Source organism: Mesorhizobium sp. P2_C7 (assembly GCF_056404515.1).
The window spans coordinates 350,496-371,112 of sequence record NZ_JBFUDW010000004.1 but is presented as its reverse complement, the minus strand read 5'-3'; the positions used below and the strand labels follow the sequence as shown (position 1 = coordinate 371,112).

Annotated in this window: 16 protein-coding genes; 11 read left to right on the top strand and 5 right to left on the bottom strand. The window is 60.3% G+C overall.

Translation table 11 applies throughout. The features are described 5' to 3' along the window. Positions 1 to 178 precede the first annotated feature (178 nt). Together AC1D2G_RS11625 and AC1D2G_RS11620 are read right to left on the bottom strand one after the other, a co-directional pair. Entirely contained in the window at positions 179 to 1,489 is a 1,311-nt protein-coding gene (locus AC1D2G_RS11625) for a polysaccharide biosynthesis/export family protein (RefSeq protein WP_095080625.1), read from the bottom strand. Between the two features lie 14 nt (positions 1,490 to 1,503). Continuing rightward, positions 1,504 to 2,376, bottom strand: a complete 873-nt coding sequence (locus AC1D2G_RS11620; protein ID WP_477414128.1) for a glycosyltransferase family 2 protein — start codon at positions 2,374 to 2,376, stop codon at positions 1,504 to 1,506. Positions 2,377 to 2,621: 245 nt separating this feature from the next. Between AC1D2G_RS11620 and AC1D2G_RS11615 the strand changes: the two genes are divergently transcribed. Further along, the gene (locus AC1D2G_RS11615) at positions 2,622 to 3,854 is read left to right on the top strand and encodes a glycosyltransferase (RefSeq protein ID WP_477414038.1); all 1,233 of its coding nucleotides are present in this window, start codon (positions 2,622 to 2,624) and stop codon (positions 3,852 to 3,854) included. Here the strand turns inward: AC1D2G_RS11615 and AC1D2G_RS11610 are convergent. Continuing rightward, the gene (locus AC1D2G_RS11610; protein WP_477301075.1) at positions 3,847 to 5,037 is read right to left on the bottom strand and encodes a glycosyltransferase family 4 protein; all 1,191 of its coding nucleotides are present in this window, start codon (positions 5,035 to 5,037) and stop codon (positions 3,847 to 3,849) included. The two genes, AC1D2G_RS11615 and AC1D2G_RS11610, sit on opposite strands and share 8 nt — an antisense overlap. A 136-nt stretch (positions 5,038 to 5,173) precedes the next feature. Between AC1D2G_RS11610 and AC1D2G_RS11605 the strand changes: the two genes are divergently transcribed. From AC1D2G_RS11605 to AC1D2G_RS11585, 5 genes are all read left to right on the top strand, one after another. Beyond that, on the top strand, positions 5,174 to 6,451 hold the full coding sequence (locus AC1D2G_RS11605; protein ID WP_477414036.1) for a glycosyltransferase family 4 protein: 1,278 nt from the start codon (positions 5,174 to 5,176) through the stop codon (positions 6,449 to 6,451). Positions 6,452 to 6,490: 39 nt separating this feature from the next. Next, positions 6,491 to 7,651, top strand: a complete 1,161-nt coding sequence (locus AC1D2G_RS11600) for a glycosyltransferase (RefSeq protein ID WP_477414034.1) — start codon at positions 6,491 to 6,493, stop codon at positions 7,649 to 7,651. A 268-nt stretch (positions 7,652 to 7,919) separates the two neighbouring features. Beyond that, complete coding sequence (locus tag AC1D2G_RS11595) at positions 7,920 to 9,236, top strand: polysaccharide pyruvyl transferase family protein (RefSeq protein WP_477414032.1); 1,317 nt, start codon at positions 7,920 to 7,922, stop codon at positions 9,234 to 9,236. 125 nt (positions 9,237 to 9,361) lie between these two features. Next, positions 9,362 to 10,339 (top strand): glycosyltransferase family 2 protein, encoded by a 978-nt coding sequence (locus tag AC1D2G_RS11590; RefSeq protein ID WP_477414030.1) that lies wholly within the window; start codon positions 9,362 to 9,364, stop codon positions 10,337 to 10,339. An 80-nt stretch (positions 10,340 to 10,419) separates the two neighbouring features. Continuing rightward, complete coding sequence (locus tag AC1D2G_RS11585; RefSeq protein WP_095080638.1) at positions 10,420 to 11,355, top strand: glycosyltransferase family 8 protein; 936 nt, start codon at positions 10,420 to 10,422, stop codon at positions 11,353 to 11,355. Positions 11,356 to 11,415: 60 nt separating this feature from the next. Here the strand turns inward: AC1D2G_RS11585 and AC1D2G_RS11580 are convergent, their stop codons facing one another. Further along, entirely contained in the window at positions 11,416 to 12,873 is a 1,458-nt protein-coding gene (locus AC1D2G_RS11580) for an oligosaccharide flippase family protein (protein WP_477414028.1), read from the bottom strand. Between the two features lie 320 nt (positions 12,874 to 13,193). Here AC1D2G_RS11580 and AC1D2G_RS11575 point away from each other — a divergent pair, with 320 nt between their 5' ends. From AC1D2G_RS11575 to AC1D2G_RS11555, 5 genes are all read left to right on the top strand, one after another. After that, entirely contained in the window at positions 13,194 to 14,261 is a 1,068-nt protein-coding gene (locus AC1D2G_RS11575) for an acyltransferase family protein (protein ID WP_477414026.1), read from the top strand. A 282-nt stretch (positions 14,262 to 14,543) separates the two neighbouring features. Beyond that, positions 14,544 to 15,854: a DUF4214 domain-containing protein gene (locus AC1D2G_RS11570; protein ID WP_477414024.1), complete on the top strand. Its 1,311-nt coding sequence runs from the start codon at positions 14,544 to 14,546 to the stop codon at positions 15,852 to 15,854. Between the two features lie 41 nt (positions 15,855 to 15,895). Beyond that, positions 15,896 to 17,206, top strand: a complete 1,311-nt coding sequence (locus tag AC1D2G_RS11565) for a glycoside hydrolase family 140 protein (protein ID WP_477414126.1) — start codon at positions 15,896 to 15,898, stop codon at positions 17,204 to 17,206. Positions 17,207 to 17,485: 279 nt separating this feature from the next. Beyond that, positions 17,486 to 18,547: an NAD-dependent epimerase/dehydratase family protein gene (locus AC1D2G_RS11560; protein ID WP_477414124.1), complete on the top strand. Its 1,062-nt coding sequence runs from the start codon at positions 17,486 to 17,488 to the stop codon at positions 18,545 to 18,547. A gap of 5 nt (positions 18,548 to 18,552) precedes the next feature. Continuing rightward, a complete protein-coding gene (locus tag AC1D2G_RS11555; RefSeq protein ID WP_477414022.1) occupies positions 18,553 to 19,872 on the top strand; it encodes a DUF4910 domain-containing protein in 1,320 nt (439 codons plus the stop codon). On the opposite strand, the gene rfbC is transcribed toward AC1D2G_RS11555, so the two are convergent. Further along, positions 19,867 to 20,418 (bottom strand): dTDP-4-dehydrorhamnose 3,5-epimerase, encoded by a 552-nt coding sequence (gene rfbC / locus AC1D2G_RS11550; protein ID WP_095080649.1) that lies wholly within the window; start codon positions 20,416 to 20,418, stop codon positions 19,867 to 19,869. The two genes, AC1D2G_RS11555 and rfbC, sit on opposite strands and share 6 nt — an antisense overlap. Positions 20,419 to 20,617 lie beyond the last annotated feature (199 nt).

Below are 20,617 nucleotides of genomic sequence, written 5' to 3'. Positions count from 1 at the left end.
TCAAAGTGCATGGCAAGTGCCAGGGTATTGCGCAGACGATCCGGTTAGGCATAGCCCCCAGTTTTCTTGCGCCCTTGTTCTTCGTGCTTGCAGGCGGCTTCCAGCCGCAATTTCAGCTTCCGAAGCGCACGCCAATGGGTGCGACGGGTGAGGACCTCACTGAACCATGCAAGTTTGATCAGTTGGTGCCCTGAATCGGGAGCGTCTCTGCCTGCACGCTGCCGCCTGCAGGGAGGGCAGCCAAGCCGGACGGGGGCGGGGGGATATCGATCTTCACGGTATCGCCTGGCTCGATCGGCGTCGTTTCCTCAGCCGTGAGCTCTTGCGAGCCGCTGTCCGTCATCCTCACGATCTTGAAGATCGGCTTGGCCCGTTCGCCGCGCTCTCTAAGGGCGAGCAGAGCAGGTGCCGTGACCTCGGTATCGTGCAGCAACTGCACCGCGGTGTTGGCCTTGCTGGTCACTTCGTTGAGCTGCAGCTGCGTCTCGCGCAAGGAAGCGGCGACTTCGCTGGCTTGGCTATTGGCGAGGTTGAGGATCTCGATGTCGGTCTTGCTTATCTCCTGCCTGACTCGCAAAAGCGAGGTCTCGGCAACCAACCTGTCGCTCTGCATCTGTGCGACCGTTCCCTGTAGAGAGAGTTCCCGCGGTGCAACCGCCAACCCCTTCTGGACAAGGGCCGAAACACCCGCGAGTTCCTTCTGGATGAGTTCGATCTGTTGGTCGTGGAAGGCCATCTGCTGGCCGAGCGAGGTCAGTTCCTTTTCGAGGAAATCCTTGAGTTCGCGCAGCGCACGGAGTTGCGTCGCCATGGCGTCCTTGCGGACAGCGAAGATCTTGCGCTCCTGCTCCATCGCCACCGCGACCGTCTCGTTCGAAGCTCTGTCCATCAGTTGCGCAGGGAAGGCGATGTCGTCGCTGCCAGCCAGTTCCGATTCCAGCCGCGCTTTGCGGGCGAGCAGACTGACGTTGCTCAGCGCCAGCAGACCCACGTCGCCCTGGCCCGCGATGACTTCACGCTCGAGCCTCGACATGTCCTCCTCGCGTGTTCGCAGGCCGCCGGCGATTCCCATCGCCTGCAAGACCGTCAGTCCGGGCCTGAAGGGAAACTCGCCGGGCTGCGTGACGTAGCCGACGATGTAGAACGGCCTGTACTGGACAATCTCGACGGCGACATCCGGCTGGCGGCCGAGTCCCATCTGCTGCATCAGGCGGTCGCCGATCGCACGGGCGAGGTCGCCGGGGGCGGTGCCTTGCGCTCGTATCTGGCCGACGAATGGAAGGAAGAGCGTGCCGTCGGCACCGACAACGAAGCTGTCGTTGAGAGCCGTCCATTCGAAGATCACGTCGCGTGATGCGCGCCATTCGTAAACCTTGAGCCTGACCTTGTCCTGGGGGCCGAGGAGATACTCGGCAGCCATCGTCGGCAAGGGGCAGGCAGCTGCTGCCGCCAATGAAGCCGCCGCCACCGTCAAAAGCCATTTCCGCATTGTCTTTCCCGCCGTCAGATTTTCAGGATGTATTCGGGTTCGATTCGTCCCATGGCGATGTGCAGGATCGCCAGCATGTTGCCCCTGAGCCTGCCCCTGCGATCGATATACGGCTCGGGCCGCAGGCTCTTTGCGAGGTTGGCCGCAATATTCCTGAACATCAGGGGAAGCGCGAAGGAGGCCGGAACGGAGCCCTTCCTGATCAGGTAGATCGCATTCGCAACCTGGGAATAGCCGAACCGCTTTCCGCTGACCCGGCCTGACTTGATACCGAGGTGGACGCCCGTGATTGCGGTGACGCAGACCACGCGGCCTTTGGATCTCATTTGGCTGGTGAAGTCGATGTCTTCCTGCCAGCCGTACAGGACCAGGCGCTCGTCGAAGCGCAAATCTCCCACAAACGAGGACCGGAAGGACATGTTACATCCGTACGCACCGACATGATCGACCACCGGTGGCCCATCATGTTTTTTGCCCCGGGCTTCCCGCAAGGCGGCTTCGGCATCTTCCCAGGTGAGGCCGGCGTTCGTGGCCCCGTCCCTGACGACCATGCCCATCACCACCGCCCATCCGTCATTCTCCACGAAAGCTTTCTCGACCTGCGCCAGGTATTCGGTGGACGGAACGAAATCGTCGTCGAAGAATGTGATGATGTCGAAGCGCGCCAGGGAAGGTACGAGAGCCGTGTTCCGCTGGGCAGACGATCCCATCGGTCCGAAAACGAGCGACAAGGGGAAAGGACAATCTTCCGGCAGTTCGACATGCGTGGCGTCGGGCGCAGACACGATGACCTCGTCAGGAAGTCTCGTCTGGTCACCCAAATACCGAAGCAAGCGCGCGACCTGTCCGCGGCGGCCAAGGGTCGGGATGATCACTGCGAGTCTCATGCTCGATCCAGTTTCGGTTCCCGCCGAACCTAGACCGACGAGGGGACCGAAACAGCCTGCATAAAAGGTGACGGAACGAGCTTGGCCTACCCCCGGACACAGGCTTTCGGAGTATCCCTGTAAACGACCCACAGCCATAAGTATTAGATAGGCATGCGTCCGGAACAGCCTGTAACCGATCGTACAACTTGCCGGGGCAACAAGATGGAATGGAGACTGCTGGCCTGACGAGGCTAGGGGGAACCATGCTCCACGAACGCTCTTCCGATTTGGCGGTCGCGGCCAAGGTCGATGTGCCCATCGAGGAGTTCCCGGCCGCGCCGGGGCTCGGCGTCGACAGGTATGCGAGGATAGCGGTCGTTCATGACTGGTGTCCGAATTTCCGGGGAGGGGAACGGGTTCTGGCGCAAATCTGCAAGCAGTTCCCCAATGCAGAAGTCTTTACGCTTTTCGATTTCCTGCCGCCCGAGGTGAAGGAGCAATATTTCCACGACGTGGAATTCCATACGTCCGCGGCCAACCGGATCCCGATGGTCCAGAAATTCTATCGATCACTCTTCTTCTTTTGTCCCTTCCTGATCGAACAGTTCGACGTGACAGGCTACGATGCGGTGATCTCGTCTTCGGCCGCATTTTCGCGCGGCGTGATCACCAGGCCGGACCAGCCGCATCTATGCTATGTGCACAGCCCCGTCCGCTACGCCTGGGACGAGCAGTTTTCGTATCTTCAGCAAGGGCGGCTTGGCTTCGGGCCCAAGGGAATGCTCTATCGGTACATGCTGCATCGCCTGAGGACGTGGGACACGAGAACCGCGCACGGTCCGGACCTGATGCTGGCGAATTCGAACTATGTCCGCTCCCGAATCCAGCATATTTACGGGCGCGCGGCGCGCGTCGTTTTCCCGCCGGTCTCACTGGGGGAACTGCCTTGTGTGGAGGACAAGGACGATTACTACGTTTCGGCGTCCTTCCTCGCCCCTTACAAGCGCACCGACCTCGTCATCCGGGCCTTCAACGAGATGCCGTCGCGGCGACTGGTCATCGTTGGCGAAGGACAGCAATCAGCCAGCTTGCGGGCGCTTGCTGGTCCCAACATCACCTTCTCGGGTTACCTGCCCCGGAAAGACTATGTGGACACCCTGGCGCGGGCGAAGGCGATGGTCTTTGCGGGCTGCGAGGATTTCGGCATAGCGCTGGCCGAGGCGCAGGCCTGTGGGACGCCGCTGGTCGCCTTCGGCCGCGGCGGGGCCGTCGACATCGTACAGCGCCTGGGATCATCCCCCGAGCCGACAGGGGTCCTGTTCAAGGCTCAGACCGTCGAGCACCTCAAGGAGGCCGTCGAACGGTTCGAAGCGAACAGCCATGCCATCACACCCCGCGCTTGCGCCAGGAATGCCGGACGCTTTTCCGAGGAAAACTTCGACCGCGCGATCCTGGAATCACTCGGGGCCGTCCAGGCACTTCACGAGATCATGTGAATTCGCGAGCCCTGACGATCTTCGCTTCCGCATCGACGCCGTCCGCGGCCGCCATCGCCTTGAGATAACGCAAGGCCGTCGCCCTCCAGCTGTATGCCGAGGCTCTCGCCCTTCCCTTGCCTATCATCTGCAGTCGCAAGGCCTGGGAACCGCGAAGCTGCGCGAAACTGTCGAACCATGCGTTCGGGTCGTCGGGAGGTGCAAACAGGGCTGCGCCGCCGCAGACTTCAGGCAGGCTGGCGCGGTCGGAAACCACCACGGGGCAGCCGACGGCCATCGCCTCAAGGGCCGGGAGACCGAAGCCCTCGGTGAGCGAGGGGAAAGCCAGGCATAGCGAGTCCCTGAGCAGGGCCGCCAATTCGCCATCGGAAACGCGGCCGAGCCAGTGGATGTTTCGAGCTTCGGTCCTGGCCGTCCCTGACCTGAAGACGCGCGAATCCGACATGCCGACGATCGCTATTCTGAGGCCGGCCTCGCCAAGACGATCAGCCATGTTCAGGAGGAGATCCACATTCTTGTGGGGCGCGGCACTGCCGATCAGGACAACGGTTTCCCGCGAGGCCGCCAGCCGTGTCTGTGCCGAGTGTTCAGGCTTCCATCGCAAGGCATGCTCATGGCCGTTCGGCGCGACGAAAGCCCGTTCTGCCGGGATGACGCCGCGGCGAACCAGTTCATCCAGGGAGTAGTTGGAAACTGTAGAAATTCCGCACGCCGTCTTGCCGAGGCCGGGCAACAGGTTCCTGTAGAGAAGCTTGAAGGCAAGGGAGTAGCTCTGCGGGGCGTTCCAGACATTTGCATCATGGATGCAGACGATATGCTTGCGGGAAAGCAGCGGCCCGGTGTTGCAGAGGCTGAGCAGTCCGCTGCCATCGAGGGATGAGGCGAGTTGCACCTGCTCCCAGACATGCCCGCTCGTGCGGCCGATCTCGCGACGTTCGATGAAAGCTAGCGGGATGTCCCCGGACCCGGGCGGACAGTGCAGACTGAGTTCCAGGCCGCGGGCGAGCGGCTCCTGTTCCGCGATCAAGGCGTCGAGAGAGTGGACGACCTCGCGCGCATAACGCTGGACACCTGTTGTCGGCTGGGAAAGAAAACGCCCATTGATGGTCCAACGCCGCGCCATGTCGTCCCCCTTTCGAACCATCAATGTGGAGCCGGAAAGACGCCAGGTCACCATGGCCATCGGGTCATCCGGCTAAGCGGCAATCATCCGGATAGGCGAGGTCGGACAGCGTGCCTACCTCAAACGTTTGAGGGCCTTGGTGCCCCCGGGGATGCTAGTCTGGCCCAAGGTGCGGGAAGGACCGGGGAAGGGGGACATGGGCAAACTCGAGTTCGACACGACGGAGTCGCCGCCACCACGACGGGTCAGACGGGTGAATGGACACCGAGCCGATACACCCCTGGCCAGATCTGCTGCCGACGGCGCCGAATTCCTGATCGGGCATTCGGCTGCGGTGTGCGTGGACCCGGAAGCGCCGAGACGACGCTGGACGATAAACGGAGACTTCACGACGCTTCGGCCGACTGGAGTGGCCCGTTACGCCCGCGAGGTCACCTTGGCTCTCGACGCCCTCATTTCGGAAGGGCATCCCCTCGGTCGCGACCTGGAAATCGATCTCGTGGTGCCGCGCCCGCTTTCCGAACCTCTCAGCCTCGATGCCATCTCCGTGCGTGTCGTTCCCGAATTCAACAGGCCGCGACTTCCCCAATTCTGGGTGCAGGCGCAGTTGCCCTGGCATGTGCCCGGAGGATTGCTGAGCTTCTGCAACCTTGCTCCGGTCGTGCTGAGGCGCCAGATCGCGTGCATCCACGACATGCACACCAGGCTCATGCCGTCGAGCTACGCGCGGGGGTTCCGGTGGGCGCACCGCCTGATCCTGCCGGCACTCGGCAGGCGGGCCGCCCGCATCACCACGGTCTCGCAACTCTCGCGCAGCCATCTGGTCGATTTCGGGATCGCGCCACAGCAAAACATCGTCGTCACCTACAACGGCAGCGACCATGCGAAGAGATGGGATGCCGCGAGATCGTCTCTGGTCGTCGACCGGGGCAGGCCGTATGTCCTTTGCCTTGGCAGGCGGGACCAGGAATACAAGAACATGGGGCTTCTCGCCAGGCTGGCCCCACTCCTCGACGGGATGGGTCTCGACCTCTGGATGCCAGGCGATGTCGACGAGACCACGGTCCTGAGGTACGTCCCGGAAATGCCCGGAAACATCATCCTCCCTGGCCGCATAGGGGATGACGACTTCAAGAAGGCGCTCGAAGGCGCCCTGTGCTTCTTGTTCCCGTCACGGATCGAGGGCTTCGGGCTGCCCGCTGTCGAGGCGATGGCTTCGGGCTGCCCGGTCGTGGCCTCGACCTCGCCGTGTCTTCCCGAAATCTGCGGGGATTCGGCCCTCTATGCCGATCCCGACGACGTCCAGTCATGGGCCGAAGCCATCCGCCTGCTGATGCTTGCCCCGGACTTGCGGCAACGGCTAGTCACCAAGGGGCACGCGAGGGCGAGCAGTTATTCCTGGCGGTGGATAGCGTGGAAATACCTCGAACTCATGGTTCAGGTCGACGCCGATTTCGGGGAGTACGGCAATTGACCGGCAGCCAGTACAAGGATTGATCTCCAGGAGAGCACGATGAACGAGCGGCCCGACCCGCACGACCTACGCGCCGCGAGCAGACAGGCATCCGCCAGCTTGCTTCTTTTCGACAACTCCCTGTCGATCCTGAACAGGACTGGCGCCTACCACATTGCCAAGGACCTCACCGGGGAATTTGTCCCGAGCCAGGCCAGGGTCCGCTACTGGCGGCTCGGTTCCTTCGCTCCCGAGGGTCTTGTCCGCAAGATAGTCGCCCGGCTGATGATGCTGGAAATCAACTGGCTCCGCGACAGCGAGTTTCTCCTGATCCGTGACGGGGTCGAAGAGCGTGGCTTCCGGCTGTTCCTGGATCCGCTCTACGTCCTGAGGTCACGCCTGACCGAGAATGATATCGTCCTGTGCCACGATGTCGGTCCGCTGACGCACAAAGACCTCTACGGCGAACGGACTTGCGCCAACTACCACCTCGCTTACGAGAAGATCCGGCGCATCAAGCCGGGGGTCGTCTTCGTCAGCAATTTCTCTGCACAGCAATTCAAGTCTCTTTTTGGCTCCGGTTTCCGGTTCCTGACGACAATCCCGCTGTATCTGCGCACCGAACTGTTTGACGGCCCGGCGGAAGCAATCTCCGGCTTGAGCGGTCGGTATTTTCTTACCGTGGGCGCTTTCGAAACCCGCAAGAACCAGATCGCCGCCCTGAAGGCGTATCGGGACGGTGGGTTCCATCGTGAGGGAATAGAATACGTCTTGTGTGGGTCGCGCGGCGATGGTCATGCAGAGACTGCGGAGCTCGCGGGATCCATCGCCGGAGTAAGGCTCATGGGCTACGTGCCCGATGCACAGCTGCGCTGGCTCTATGCAAACGCCGAGGCATTCGTGCTGCCGAGCCTTCTCGAGGGTTTCGGGATGCCGGCACTGGAGGCGGCTTACATGGGATTGCTGCCGATAGTGTCCGCGGACAGTGCGCTCGTGGAGGCGGTGGGAGGCCAATGCTTGCAGGTGCCGCCGAACGATCCGCCGGCGATCACGGACGCGATGCGAAAAGCACTTTCCCGAAGCCCTGCGGAGAAGGCGGAAACAAGCCGCTCGCTGCGCAACACGGCGTCAGCTGCAACCAAGGATCGGTTTCTCCAGCAATGGAGCGATTTGCTGATCGCAGACGCAGCACAAAGCCCATTGGCTGAAATGCTCGGCTAGCCCGTTACCTTGCATGGCTCGCATAGCTGACGGATTTTTGCGGCGATGGTATCCCGCAGCGGGTCGGGTCAACCGGCTTTTTGGGCGCAGATCAGCCTCATAAGGTGCGCCGCCGGACAAGGCTTCGATTGCCGGACACCCGGCCACCCGCAGGCGCTGACACACCCAAAAAGAGGTGTTCTTCAGCCCATAGGTTGAGGCGAAGAAACGGACAGGTGGTTCTATAGTGCACTGCACTCAATCACTCACTTGAAAGCCACGGGTTCTTATGCAGTCCCAAAAAACGCAAACTGAAACCGTGCTTGAGCCTCAGCTCCGATCGCATCGATGGGTCAATGGCTACGACCACGCGCATGCAGTGCCAAACACCAAGCGAATTCGGATTGGCCTGTTAGGGCAGTTTGGCGTCGGCAACTTCGGCAATGACGGCTCACTCGAGGCAATGATCGACACGCTCAGGCGGATTTGCCCCGAGGCCGAACTTTCCGTGATTTGCACATGGCCCGAATCCGTCGAGAAAGCCTTCGGCGTGGAGACCATCAGATTGACGCGGCCGGCCATCAAGTCGCGTTGGCTCGACTTGGCGAACCGCATGCTCGGTCGAGTGCCCTACAAAATGTGGGGACCGGTCCGCGCCTTCCGCAAACTTCGTGGCTTTGATGCTGTCATACTGCCCGGAACTGGCGCTTTCGATGATTTTGGCGACACTCCGTTTGGAATGCCCTACGTTTTCCTTAAGTGGTTCCTGATGGCGCGGCTAAGGGGCTGTGTGGTCGCATTTGCGAGCATCGGCGCCGGGCCTGCTTACCACCCCCTCAGTCGCGTGTTCTTCGCCTGGACTGCCCGCTGCGCGTCATATCGTTCGTTTCGCGATAGGATTTCACGCGAATTCGTCGGAAGCCTCGGGGTTGATGTTGCGAACGACCGGGTTTTTCCCGATCTTGCTTTCGGACTACCAATCCTGAACGTCGAGCGTGAGGTCTCCGAGACCACTGTTGTTGGCGTGGGCGTGATGAACTACCGCGGTCGCACGGGTGGAGATGACTCGATCTATGAGACGTACCTTGCCAAGCTCGCGGAGTTTGTCGCACGCACTGTGACACGAGGCTTCGACATTCGACTTATCCTGGGCCAGGACAATGACGAGGTTGCGGTGGTCGATCTCATCGAGCGACTCCGCGGCCGGCTGTCCGACGCTGATTTGGCCCGGGTGGTTTTCAGTCGGTCTGCATCGCTGCACGACGTCATGGCGCAAATGCAGACGACTGACGTCGTGGTCGCCACCCGATTTCACAATGTTGTTTGCGCCTTGCGGGTCGGGCTCCCTGTCATATCTCTCGGATACCTCGAAAAGCACGACGCACTTGCTGCCGACACCGGTCTATCGGCCTTTTGCACCAGCGTCGAAACCTTCAGCGTCGAATGGCTGGAGTCGCGGCTGGACGCACTCCTTGCCGAGCGGGAATTGCGAGCGCAGGAAGTTCGCGAAACGGTTTCGCGATACCGGCAACAACTTTTGGACCAGGAGGTTCTTCTTCGAACACAAGTTTTCGCCCATGCGGTGTCTCGTCCGATCTTGTCGTGAAGCTGAGAGCGGCGGGCATGGACGACGCAAGAATCCATGAAAGCGACACCGAAGGTCGGATCGCCGTCTTGGTGAAACAGATGAGCAGATGCTCCCACGTTCAACAAATTCGTGAAGGTTGATCAATGCCACTAATCGACGTTGTGATTCCAAATTACTGCTACGGGCGCTACTTGCCTCAGTCCGTCCAGAGCATCGTGCGCCAGAAAGTAGAAGACATCAGGATTCTGATCGTTGACAATGCGTCAACCGACGACAGTGTCGATGTTGCAAATGAACTGGCAAGCCATGACAGGCGGGTAACGGTTATCGCACGCAAAAAAAATCTCGGGTTGCACGCATCCTGCAATGAGGGCATCGATTGGGCCGTCTCGAAGTATTTTGTGATACTTTGTGCCGACGATCTACTCGTCGAGGGTTGTTTTAAACGTGCCCTGTCGGTTCTTGAGCGGGAACCCGATGTTTCCTTTGCGTGTGGAGGCGAACTGGTTTGGCATGAGGACCGGCCCTTCCCGGCCGTGGAGAATTCAGACGCACATGACTGGCGATTTCTGTCCATGGAATCGTTCGCCCTGGAACGGTCGCTTCCCAGCAAGGTGTTGTTTGGAGGCGGCGCAGCGGTGATGAGAACCGCCGACCTCAAACGGGTTGGCCATTTCAGGCCGGAGATATCGTTCAGCGAGGACTTGGAAATGTTCCTGCGGCTCTCGCTGGGCCGGAGAGCAGCGCTGACAAAGGCGATTCACGGAATACGGCGCGTGCACGGCGCGAATCTATCCGCCATATTCTGGCAGGACTTCAAGCGGGACATGATCGAGAAGAAACTCACCTTCGATAGTTTTTTCTCGCACGAGGCAGCCTCCGTGCCCGGGGTGGAACGGTTGCGCAGGGGCGTTTACCGAAACCTCGGAAAGCGCGCATACTGGTCCGGCCTTTCACACATCGCGCGCGGTGAGCGAGCAGCCGGTCTTGATCTGCTTAAATTTGCGGCTCAGCTCTCGCCAAGCTTGGCCTACATTCCGCCTGTAGACTACCTGGCCCATATGCCCAATCCGCTAGGCCACATCCGCACGCGCCTGGCGGAGGCCTGGAGCCGGCATTGAGAAACGATGTGACCGGCCATGTGGCTGCCATCACGCTGGTTCAGCCTCGGATCGGATGCCGTCCGTGTAGAGGATAACGCATGACCGAAAAGCGCATCGGGGTCGTTTACCTGACCGACGGCAAGCGTGATGACCTCACCTATGCCAGCGCGGTGGCGTTGGGATTAAATCATGCACGGGGGATAGACATCCATATCGTGCAATCGGGGTTCAGCTCGGCCCCCCCGCCGACGGTGCTCAGGATCCTCCAGGCGAAGGGTCATCGGCTGGCGACCCACAGCCTTCCGACGGTCGACCGGGGTTTACCCGGTCATGGCCACATAACATCGACTGCCTATGAAAAAACCGCAGCGATCGCCGCCGTCTCGGGCGATCACGATGTCGTCTGTTACCTCGACAATGATACACTGGCCGTGCGGCCTCTTGATCTGGCAGCTGCCGCCCCGACGACGCGACCTCTCGCGGCCGTGCCCGACCTTTCCATCTGCACAGGTCTCGACAACCGCGCATTCTTTGAGAACTGCGACAAGCATGGCCTCGAACGGCGTTACTTCAATTCCGGCTTTATGGCCATCGATGTGTCTCGATGGATTGGGTCGGGAATTCCCGAACGGTTCTCGTCCGCTCTAAAGTCGCACGCGTACTTCTGTCCCTATTGGGACGGCTCATGCACCCATATCGACCAATGCGCCTTCAACATCGCGGCCCAAGGTGCATGGGAGACGCTTCCCGTGGAGTTCAACGTGCAGAAGTCGGCATTCCAGACAAGCTATTGGGATCGGGCGTTGATCCGCCACTATACGGGGCCGGAGAAATTCCTGCCGGCGGTGGCACATCGCATCGACAGCCAGGAACGGTCTGTACTCGGCCGTATATCTTGCAACTGCGGGGAACTCGGTCTGAATATTCCCCCTGCGTATCTGGGGTTAACCTACAAGGTCAACAGATTGCGCAGGAGAGCGTATCGGATCAGAATTTCCAGGCTCATTGGACAGCTTCCGGGGCCCTCCGTCTGAGCAGTCCTCCCGTCGACTTGCCGCGAGTTGGTGGCGCGGGATCTCGGATAAGTTTCGGTATCAACCTACCGAAACCCGTGCCCGCCGGAGTCCCGGGAAAATCTTGATGATCTCATCGAGCAGGGGATGCCGGGTGATGATCAATCCAGCCGACCATCCCCCGAACGCCAACAGTCCCGCCACAATGGCTTCCATATTGGAGAGGTCGAAACCGGAACCGGAAATCCCCACGGCTGCGAGGGGGGGCACCGCGCTCGCGAAGGCAACGACAGCACTTTTGCCAAGCGCTGCGGCGATCTCCATACGTCCAAGTCCCAGGCTGCGCCGGACGAAGCTCAGGGCAATATATGCCTGGAAGGGAACAGTCACTAGCATGCACCAGGCGGCTGCCTGCAATCCGCCGAAGACAATGGCTGCGGCGAGGAGAATGCCCGAAATTGGGAAGGCGATCAGCGCGCGGATGTACAAGTCGCGGATCGCCCCCATCGCAACCATTACGGGGTAATTGAGTTCGAAACTGAAGGAGAACAGCAACGCGATTGCGACGATTTGCACGAGCGGTGCGACCTCGGTCCACTGGTGGCCGAGCACGATGTTCACGGTCGGGTACGCCAAAACCGACAGCACGAGGAGCGCCGGCCAGTGGAGCGCGGTGATGAGGGAAAGTGCGGATAGATAGGGACGTTTCAAATCCCTGCCTTGCCTGACCTCGGCCGAAAAGGCGGGCAGCACGACCGCCATGGCGCCTCCGATAACCAGCTTGTCGGGGATCTGGCCGATCCAGAGCGTCCTGCTGAACAAGGCTGCAGCATTCGGCGATATGAAGCGGCCGAGCAGGAGTAGGGGCAGCGCATCAAAGATGCGGAAAAGAATGGCAATGGCGCCGTTGTATCCGCCGAACAAAACCATTCCTCGCCAGTTGGCGAGGGACGGTTTGAACATCCAGAAATGGGGCCATAGGGCGAAGGCGAGGCCTGCGGCAAGACCGCTGCCGATCAACCACGCCCAGACGAAACTCATGTAGCTGAAGCCCGCCAGTGCCAGGATGATCGTGGCCGCGGAATTCGTGACCGCTGCCACTATGTCGATGGCCGCAACCTTGCCGAAGGACATTTCCCTCCGCAGCAGAGCGGTTATCAGCGTCAAAGAGGTGTCGAGAAAGAGACAGGCCGCGACAACCCTGAAGTAGGGGATGAGGGTCGGCTCGCTGTAGAACGAGGCCAGAAGAGGGGAAACGACGACGAGAGCGACGGCGATGACCCCGGTGAGGATGAACATTACCGTAGAGGCGCCGCGGATATCTTCACGGCTGAGTTCCTCGCGCTGGATGAGGAAGCTCGCACTGGAGAACTCCCTTAGGGACAGGGCCATCGCCATGATGGCCATGGCGATCACCGACACCCCGATCTCCTTGGGCGTCAATATCCGGGAAACCAAGGCTGCAGTGGCAAAGTTCGTCACGAGCAGCACGTAGCGTTCGCCCACGCTCATCAGCAATGCGCGTTTTACCGAAAGCATGCGTGTACCTTCCCGACCGAGGCGACCCGCCGCCTGCGTCCCGACGGATAGTCGGACAAACCCAGTCGAAAGTCATGGCGTCCAATAGGCGAGGAATACAGCCGCCTAAAGCGGTAGCGCAAACCCAAGTGCTCCGTCTGCGCCTGAGCCGGCCCGCCAGCGGCTGAAGTCGCCGGGGCGGTCGGTTGGCGGAATATTTGCCGAACGAGCAAGCAGGGATCATTCGTCGGACGTAGTAGGGCCACGTCGGAGGGATGCCTTGTATTAAGGCCGGTTAGACGTAGGGTCAGTGACCCCTCTTTCTCATAGGACCGGATGGGATGGACCAGCAGGATCGCGAACTGTATGGACTGCAAATGCTCCGTGCGATCGCAGCCTCGGGCGTCGTCATTCGCCACACCCTCGACATGTCCGATGGATCGGAAGCTGGGCGGTTCAGCCCGGTTTGGATGGCGACCTTCGGTGCGGCAGGCGTAGATCTTTTCTTCGTAATTAGCGGTTTCATCATGGTGTATGTGAGCTTTCCGCCTGGTCGGGCTGCGGATACACCTGGGCGTTTCATGATCAAACGGGCGAGAAGAATATTCCCGTTGTATTGGATCTGCAGCGCTGGGATACTGGCGATATCGTTGGTTGGGTTTTTGAAGCACAAAAACATAGGCGAGTTTTCAATATTAAATTCCATATTTTTGCTTCCAGGAGACAAATTAATATTTGTCGCATGGACGCTTTCGTATGAGATGTATTTTTATGTCGCATTCGCGATATGTCTCATTTTTGGGAAGCTTATTCAAACGTCCATCTCGACAGTTTTACTTATGATCTGCGGAATTGTGTTGGGGCGTTGGATTCAGGATTCGAGTTTTTCTGAATTTATCTCTAGCCCTATCGTGCTTGAGTTTTGCTTCGGTATTGCCATAGCGCTATTGTTTATCTCAAGAAGTAAATGGGAATATCCGCCGGCACTCGGCGCGCTCGGGTTTTTCTTGATAATTGTTTCTCCAGTCTTCGTTAGCCATCCCGGCGATACAGCCATATTGCGGGTCATCGCATGGGGCCTTCCAGCAACGTTGATAGTGGGGGCCTTCCTCAAGACCAAGCGACCGCGATCGAAGGCCGGCCGGGGAGTGATCCTGCTTGGGGATGCATCTTATGCCATCTACCTGACCCACATCTTTGTCATGCTGGGGTATGGCTGGCTAATCAAGGCGACATTCGTTGGGGGAGTATCGCAGGTTTCCTTCGCTCCTATGATCATATGCTTGTGCCTTATTGTCGGTGTTCTGACGCATCTCTATGTGGAAAAGCCAATTCTGGAGCTGGTACGGAAGGTCCCAATACTTCAGCGGAGGCCGCCGCCGCTGGAGGCTGGCAGTTTGCCAAGGTAATCCAACCGGCGGCTGTCCGTTGACGACACGGGCCTAAGGAGCCGTCTCCGAAAGGGGTAGTGTAAGTACCCTGTTCACCCGTATGAGCAAATTGCTTCCCCCGATCACATGCCGGACAATCCGGGCTGAATTTGAAATCGGGCAGCGGAGGCTGTTGCCATGTCCTTTCGTTTCGCAACCGCTGCGGCCTGCCTGCTGGTGACCGTTGCGCCTGCTTCCGCAGAAGTCCTCTGGGGCGTCAACGGCCATCCGATAACCGCCTATCCGGGCATCCCGGTTGAGTTGCAGCTCGACTTCGTCAAGAATCTCGGCCTGAAATCATACAGGGTCAACATAACCAGCGAAGACAACGCAGATACGCTTGCCGCCCTTGTCGACGCCGGAAAGACCAGAGGGATCGAGATCCTGCCTTTGATCACCCCCGCGGGCATCGACCTGGACAAGGATACTCCGGAAGAGCTCTACGGGAAGACCCGGAAACTGGCGATCGCCCTTGGCACCAGGTTCAAGAGCGATATCCGCGTTTGGGAACTTGGCAACGAAATGGAGAACTACGCCATCATCAAGCCCTGCGAGAAACGCGACGACGGCTCGCAATATCCATGTGAATGGGGACCCGCAGGAGGAACGGGAGCGCTCGATTACTACGGCCCGCGCTGGGTGAAGGTGAGCGCCGTCCTCAAAGGTCTGTCCGACGGCATGACAGAGGTCGATCCAGGCATCAGGAAGGCGATTGGCACCGCCGGATGGGGCCACACCGGCGCGTTCGCGCGGATGAAGCAGGACGGGATCGCCTGGGACATCTCGGTCTGGCACATGTACGGCGACGACCCGGAATGGGCTTTCCGCGAAATCTCGGCATACGGCAAGCCGATCTGGGTCACCGAATTCAACAGTCCCAATGGAAGTCAGCGCGGCGAGCGGCAGCAGGCCGATGGTATCAAGCAGACAATGACGCGGCTTCGCGAGCTCAACGAGAAGTACAAGGTCGAGGCCGCGCAAATCTACGAACTGTTCGATGAGACCTACTGGGCCCCCGGCTTCGAAGCCAATATGGGACTGGTGAGGCTCACCGCTGCACCCGAAGGCAAATGGAGGGTCGGCGAGCCGAAACCCGCCTACAAGACGGTGCGTGACTTCACCCGCGGCCCGCAGCCGCTGCCCAAGCCGCATCGGGAGTGCGACCCAGAGGCGACGGCCGCGAACAAGTCCGTATATGTGAGGCAGGCGAGCCTCGCCTACTGCCTCGTGCTTGGGCGTGAGGGCGACACCGAAAGCGTGGATCAGTGGTCGGCTGCTCTTGAAAGCGGGGACAGGACGATCGGTGGAATGGCCGTGGAACTCATGCGCTCGGACGAGTTCCAGACCAGCTATGCTACGATTGGCCTTACGGACCGCGCCTACATCGGGTTCCTTTACATGCTGTTTCTCAACCGTCCCGCTGACGATTACGGGATAGAAACCTATTCCCGGCAACTGCGCGCGGGGACCATGACACGCGAGGACCTGGCCTTCGGCATCATCGATTCATCGGAATTCAGATCCCAACACGCTGCCACCCGCGAAGTGTCCGCAGCGCCGCCCCCCGGGTGAGCAAGAGGAGCGTCAAGGCAGTGCGCCTCCAATCTGTTCTGATGGCCGGCGCCCTTTTGGCGGCTATGGCGACCGGAAGCTTGGCCTGTGAGCGTTCTGGCGGGACAAAGTTTCCTCTGCGGATCGAATCCGGAAAAAACTACCCGGTCGACAGGGAAGGTCATCCGTTCTTCATGCACGGAGACTCGCCCTGGTCGCTGATCGGCGACCTGACGGACGAGGACGCTTACCTCTACCTTGAGGACCGCAAGGCTCGCGGGTTCAACACCGTGCTGGTCAACCTCATCGAGCACCGATTTTCCCGCAACGCGCCTGCAGACGCGTATGGCGACAGACCATTCGCCGACAACCAAGATTTCGTTGTTCCCAACGAGGCATACTTCGCCCATGCCGATCGCATCCTGCAGAGGGCTTGCGATCTTGGTTTCCTGGTGCTGCTCGCTCCGGCATATCTCGGATATGGCGGTGGCGGTGACGGCTGGTATCAGGAAATGGCGGCTGCAGGGGCAGGGGAGCTTGCGGCCTATGGCCATTTTGTTGGACGTCGCTACCGACGCTTCGATAACATCATGTGGGTCAACGGCGGCGACTACAATCCTGCGGACAAGGATCTGGTCAGGGCTCTCGCCAAAGGCATCATGGACGAGGACCCCGATGCTCTCAGCACTTTCCATGGCCATTCCGATACAGCGCCGCTCGATTTCTGGGGTCAGGAAACCTGGCTGAAGGTGAACAACGTCTTCACCTATGGCCCGGTCTATACGGCAGCGATCAGGGAGTACGATCTCGCCAGGGGTATGCCTTTCTTCCTGATCGAGACTGCCTACGAATTCGAATACGATGCCGACGAGTACCGGATCCGCGTCCAGGCTTACCAGGCGATCCTCTCGGGCGCATTCGGGCATCTCTATGGCAACAACCCGATATGGCATTTCGAGGGGCCCGGCCTCCATCGGCAGACCATGGAGTGGAAGGAGGCCCTCGACAGTCCCGGCGCAAAGAGCATGGAGGTGCTTATAGCCTTCATCTCGTCGATAAAATGGTGGCTGCTCGAACCCGACAGCAAGAACAGATTACTTGTCGATGGCATGGGCAAGGACATGGGGAGGGCGGTCGCCGCGATGGCCAAGGACGGCTCCTACGCCGTCGTCTACATGCCCAGCAACGAGGCCGTCACCGTCGACCTCGCGCAGCTTTCGGAGACTATCGTCCACGCCCGCTGGCGCGATCCCACAAGCGGGGAATTGACGGATGTCGAAGGTTCCCCTTTCAAGGCGGAGCGCACAGCTTTCAAGCCGCCAGAGCTAAACAGCCGCGGCTACCCGGACTGGATTCTGGAACTCACGCCTTAGGGTCCTATGGAGCAAGGCCAACGCCGTGCACAAGCTGCGCGCAGTCTGCGAAGGCCAGGTGTGCGCCGAGACAGCAAGGCGAGGCAGCGGCGTTCGCCAACTGGGGTGGATCCGGCTCATGCCGATCGCCGAAAGGATTAGGCGCGCACCACCCGAAAGAGGTAGCGCCCGGCAAGGCTTCGTCCAACGGGCCATCCTGATCGCCTATTGGCGTTCTCCCTCACTGTTTTCAGCCCAAGTAGCCTCTGCGCGATCATATCCGTTGGGGAAAGGTGTGCGATGAAAGTCATGGTAACGGGCCATCAAGGCTATATCGGCTCGGTGATGGTGCCTATGCTGCTCCGCGCGGGGCATTCGGTTACGGGTTACGACAGCGATCTCTACCGGCGCTGCACCTTTGCTTCGGGCGGAGAGCAGGCTTCCGTTCCCTCCATCCAAAAGGACGTCAGGGACGTGCATGCGCGCGACCTTGAGGGTTTCGATGCCGTCATCCACCTGGCGGCTCTTTCCAACGACCCGCTGTCCGACCTCGATCCGGATATCACCTACGAGATCAATCACAAGGGCAGCGTTCGTTTCGCGAAGGCGGCCAAGGAGGCCGGCGTGTCGCGCTTCCTCTTCGCCTCGTCGTGCAGCAATTACGGCCAGGCGGGCGAGGGGATGGTCGATGAAACGGGCGAGCTGAACCCGGTCACGCCCTACGGCTGGTCCAAGGTGCTTTCGGAGCGGGATATCTCGGAATTGGCCGACAGCAGCTTCTCTCCGACCTATTTCCGGCCCGCCACCGCCTACGGCGTGTCCCCCCGGCTCCGCTTCGACATCGTGCTGAACAATCTGGTCGCCTGGGCCGTCACCAAAGGCGTGATCCTCCTGAAGTCGGACGGGACACCGTGGCGGCCGATCGTCCACATCGAGGACATTTCCAGGGCGTTCATCGCCGGACTGGAAGCGCCGCGCGAGGTCGTCCATAACGAGGCCTTCAATGTGGGACAAACGGACCACAATTACAGGATCCGCGACATAGCCGAGATTGTAGCCAAAGTCGTGCCGGGCTGCCGGCTTGAATTCGCGTCGGATGCTGGACCCGATAAGCGGTCCTACCGCGTCGACTTCGGCAAGATCGCGCGCTCCCTTCCTGCCTTCAAGCCGCAGTGGGATGCGCGCAAGGGCGCCGAGCAACTTTACCAGGCCTACGGCAAGTCCAATGTCACTCTCGAGGAATTCGAAGGACCGCGCTTCCAGCGTATCGGCCACATCCGGTATCTTCTGGCCAATCGGCTTCTGGACGAGCGGATGCGGGTCACTGAACCCTCGCGAAAGCTGGAGGCAGCGGCAAGCTAACCGGAATGGAACACATAACCCCCGAGGGACTCGGCGCGCCGCCGTCTCCCACCGACCTCGGCCAGGAAATCTATGCCTTGGCCGAACGTCTGTTTCCGATTTGCAGGAGCATCACCGGGGACGGTGTGCGGGAGACGCTGGATATCCTGTCGGGGCACGTCGACCTGGACCGGCATGAGGTGCCCACCGGCACGCAGGTGTTCGACTGGACTGTTCCAAAGGAATGGAACGTCCGCTCGGCCAGCATCATTGGCCCGGACGGACAAACGGTCGTGGATTTTGCCGACTCCAACCTGCACGTCGTCAACTACAGCGTACCCTTCAAGGGGATCCTGCCGCTCAACGAGTTGATGTCGCATATCCACACGCTGCCGGACCAGCCGGGAGTAATCCCCTACCGCACCTCCTACTACGCCCCGACATGGGGCTTCTGCGTCGCCTACGAGCGTGTCGCCAAAATGCCCGACGGTCTCTACCGGGTGGAGATCGATGCCGAGCTCAAGGACGGCAGCCTCACCTACGGCGAATACCTGCACCGCGGGCAGACCGAGCGGGAATTCCTTCTTTCGGCGCACATCTGCCATCCCTCATTGGCCAACGACAACTGTTCGGGCCTTGCCCTGCTGGCAACCCTTGCGAAAAGCATGAAGGCAAGAAAAACACGATACAGCTACCGCTTCCTGTTCGCTCCGGGCACGATCGGGTCGATCACGTGGCTGTCTCGCAACGAGGGCCGGACACATCTCATCGAACACGGTCTGGTGCTGTCATGCGTGGGGGACGCGGGACGCCCTGCATACAAGCGCAGCCGTCGTGGCGATGCCGTCATTGATCGCGCCATGGCTCACGTGCTGGGGCGTGAAGCCGGGGCAAAGTTGATGGATTTCTCCCCCTACGGCTATGACGAGAGGCAATATTGTTCGCCGGGCTTCAATCTTCCGGTCGGCATGTTCCAGCGGAGTGTCCACGGCACCTTCCCCGAATACCACACCTCAGCTGACAATCTCGACTTCATCAAGCCGGAGTACCTGGAGGATTCCTTCCGTATCCTGACGGACGTGATCGACATCGTCGAAGGGGATTGGACGCCGTTGAACCTCCGCCCCAAGGGCGAACCACAACTCGGCAGGCGCGGCCTCTACGCCGCCCTGGGCGGGCAGGCGTCTTCGGGAGCAACCTCGATGTCCCTGCTTTGGGTGCTCAATCTCGCCGACGGCCAGCATTCGCTTCTCGCGATGGCGGAGCGCTCGGGTCTGCCGTTCAGGGAACTGGCCGCCGCCGCCAGAATGCTGTCGGATCACGGTCTGCTGGCCGCGCCTTCATAAGGCTCCAGCCGCCGTTCTTTGCTTGAGCAACGGCCACGCCTTATCCCTTTCCGACATCGCCGTCGGCATCAAAGGCCAGGCTATCGAAAAGACAGGGTCGTTGTAGCGGACGCCCGTCGACGCATGGGGCGTATAGAATTGCGATATGAGATACGAGACCTCGGCATCGTCCGTAAGGGTCTGCAGCCCGTGGGCGAACCCGGCTGGTATGTAGACCTGCCTCATGTTCTGGGGCGTCAGCTCGAAGCCAAGCCAGTTGTAGCGTGTCGGCGAGTTCGGGCGCAGGTCCACCACGACATCGAAAATCGCGCCGTGGACACAGGAGACGAGTTTCACCTCGGCGTACGGGTCGTCCTGGAAATGCAGGCCCCGGAGTGTTCCCTTTTTGACCGAATGCGCGCGGCTGTGCTGGACAAAGCGCGTCGCCAGCCCGCAATCGGCCATCTCCTTTTCACAGAATGTGCGGGTGAAGGAACCGCGATCGTCAACCACCGGTGTCGGCTCGATCAGCCAGACACCCTTCAGCTCCGTTTCGGTAAACCGCATGTCTGCCTAAATCCCCAGTAGCCGGGCCCAGTTAGCCGGGCTAGCACCGCGGTCGGATTGTCGGCACCGACTGCCTGGGCTGGAAGAGCTACCTAAGCCTTAGGTGGCTTCTCCGATCGCGGTATGCCGGGCCGACCGCATTACCCCGTTCGGAGGTCCTTGCGCAGTCATTGCCCCCGCCGTTTCCCTATAAGGATTA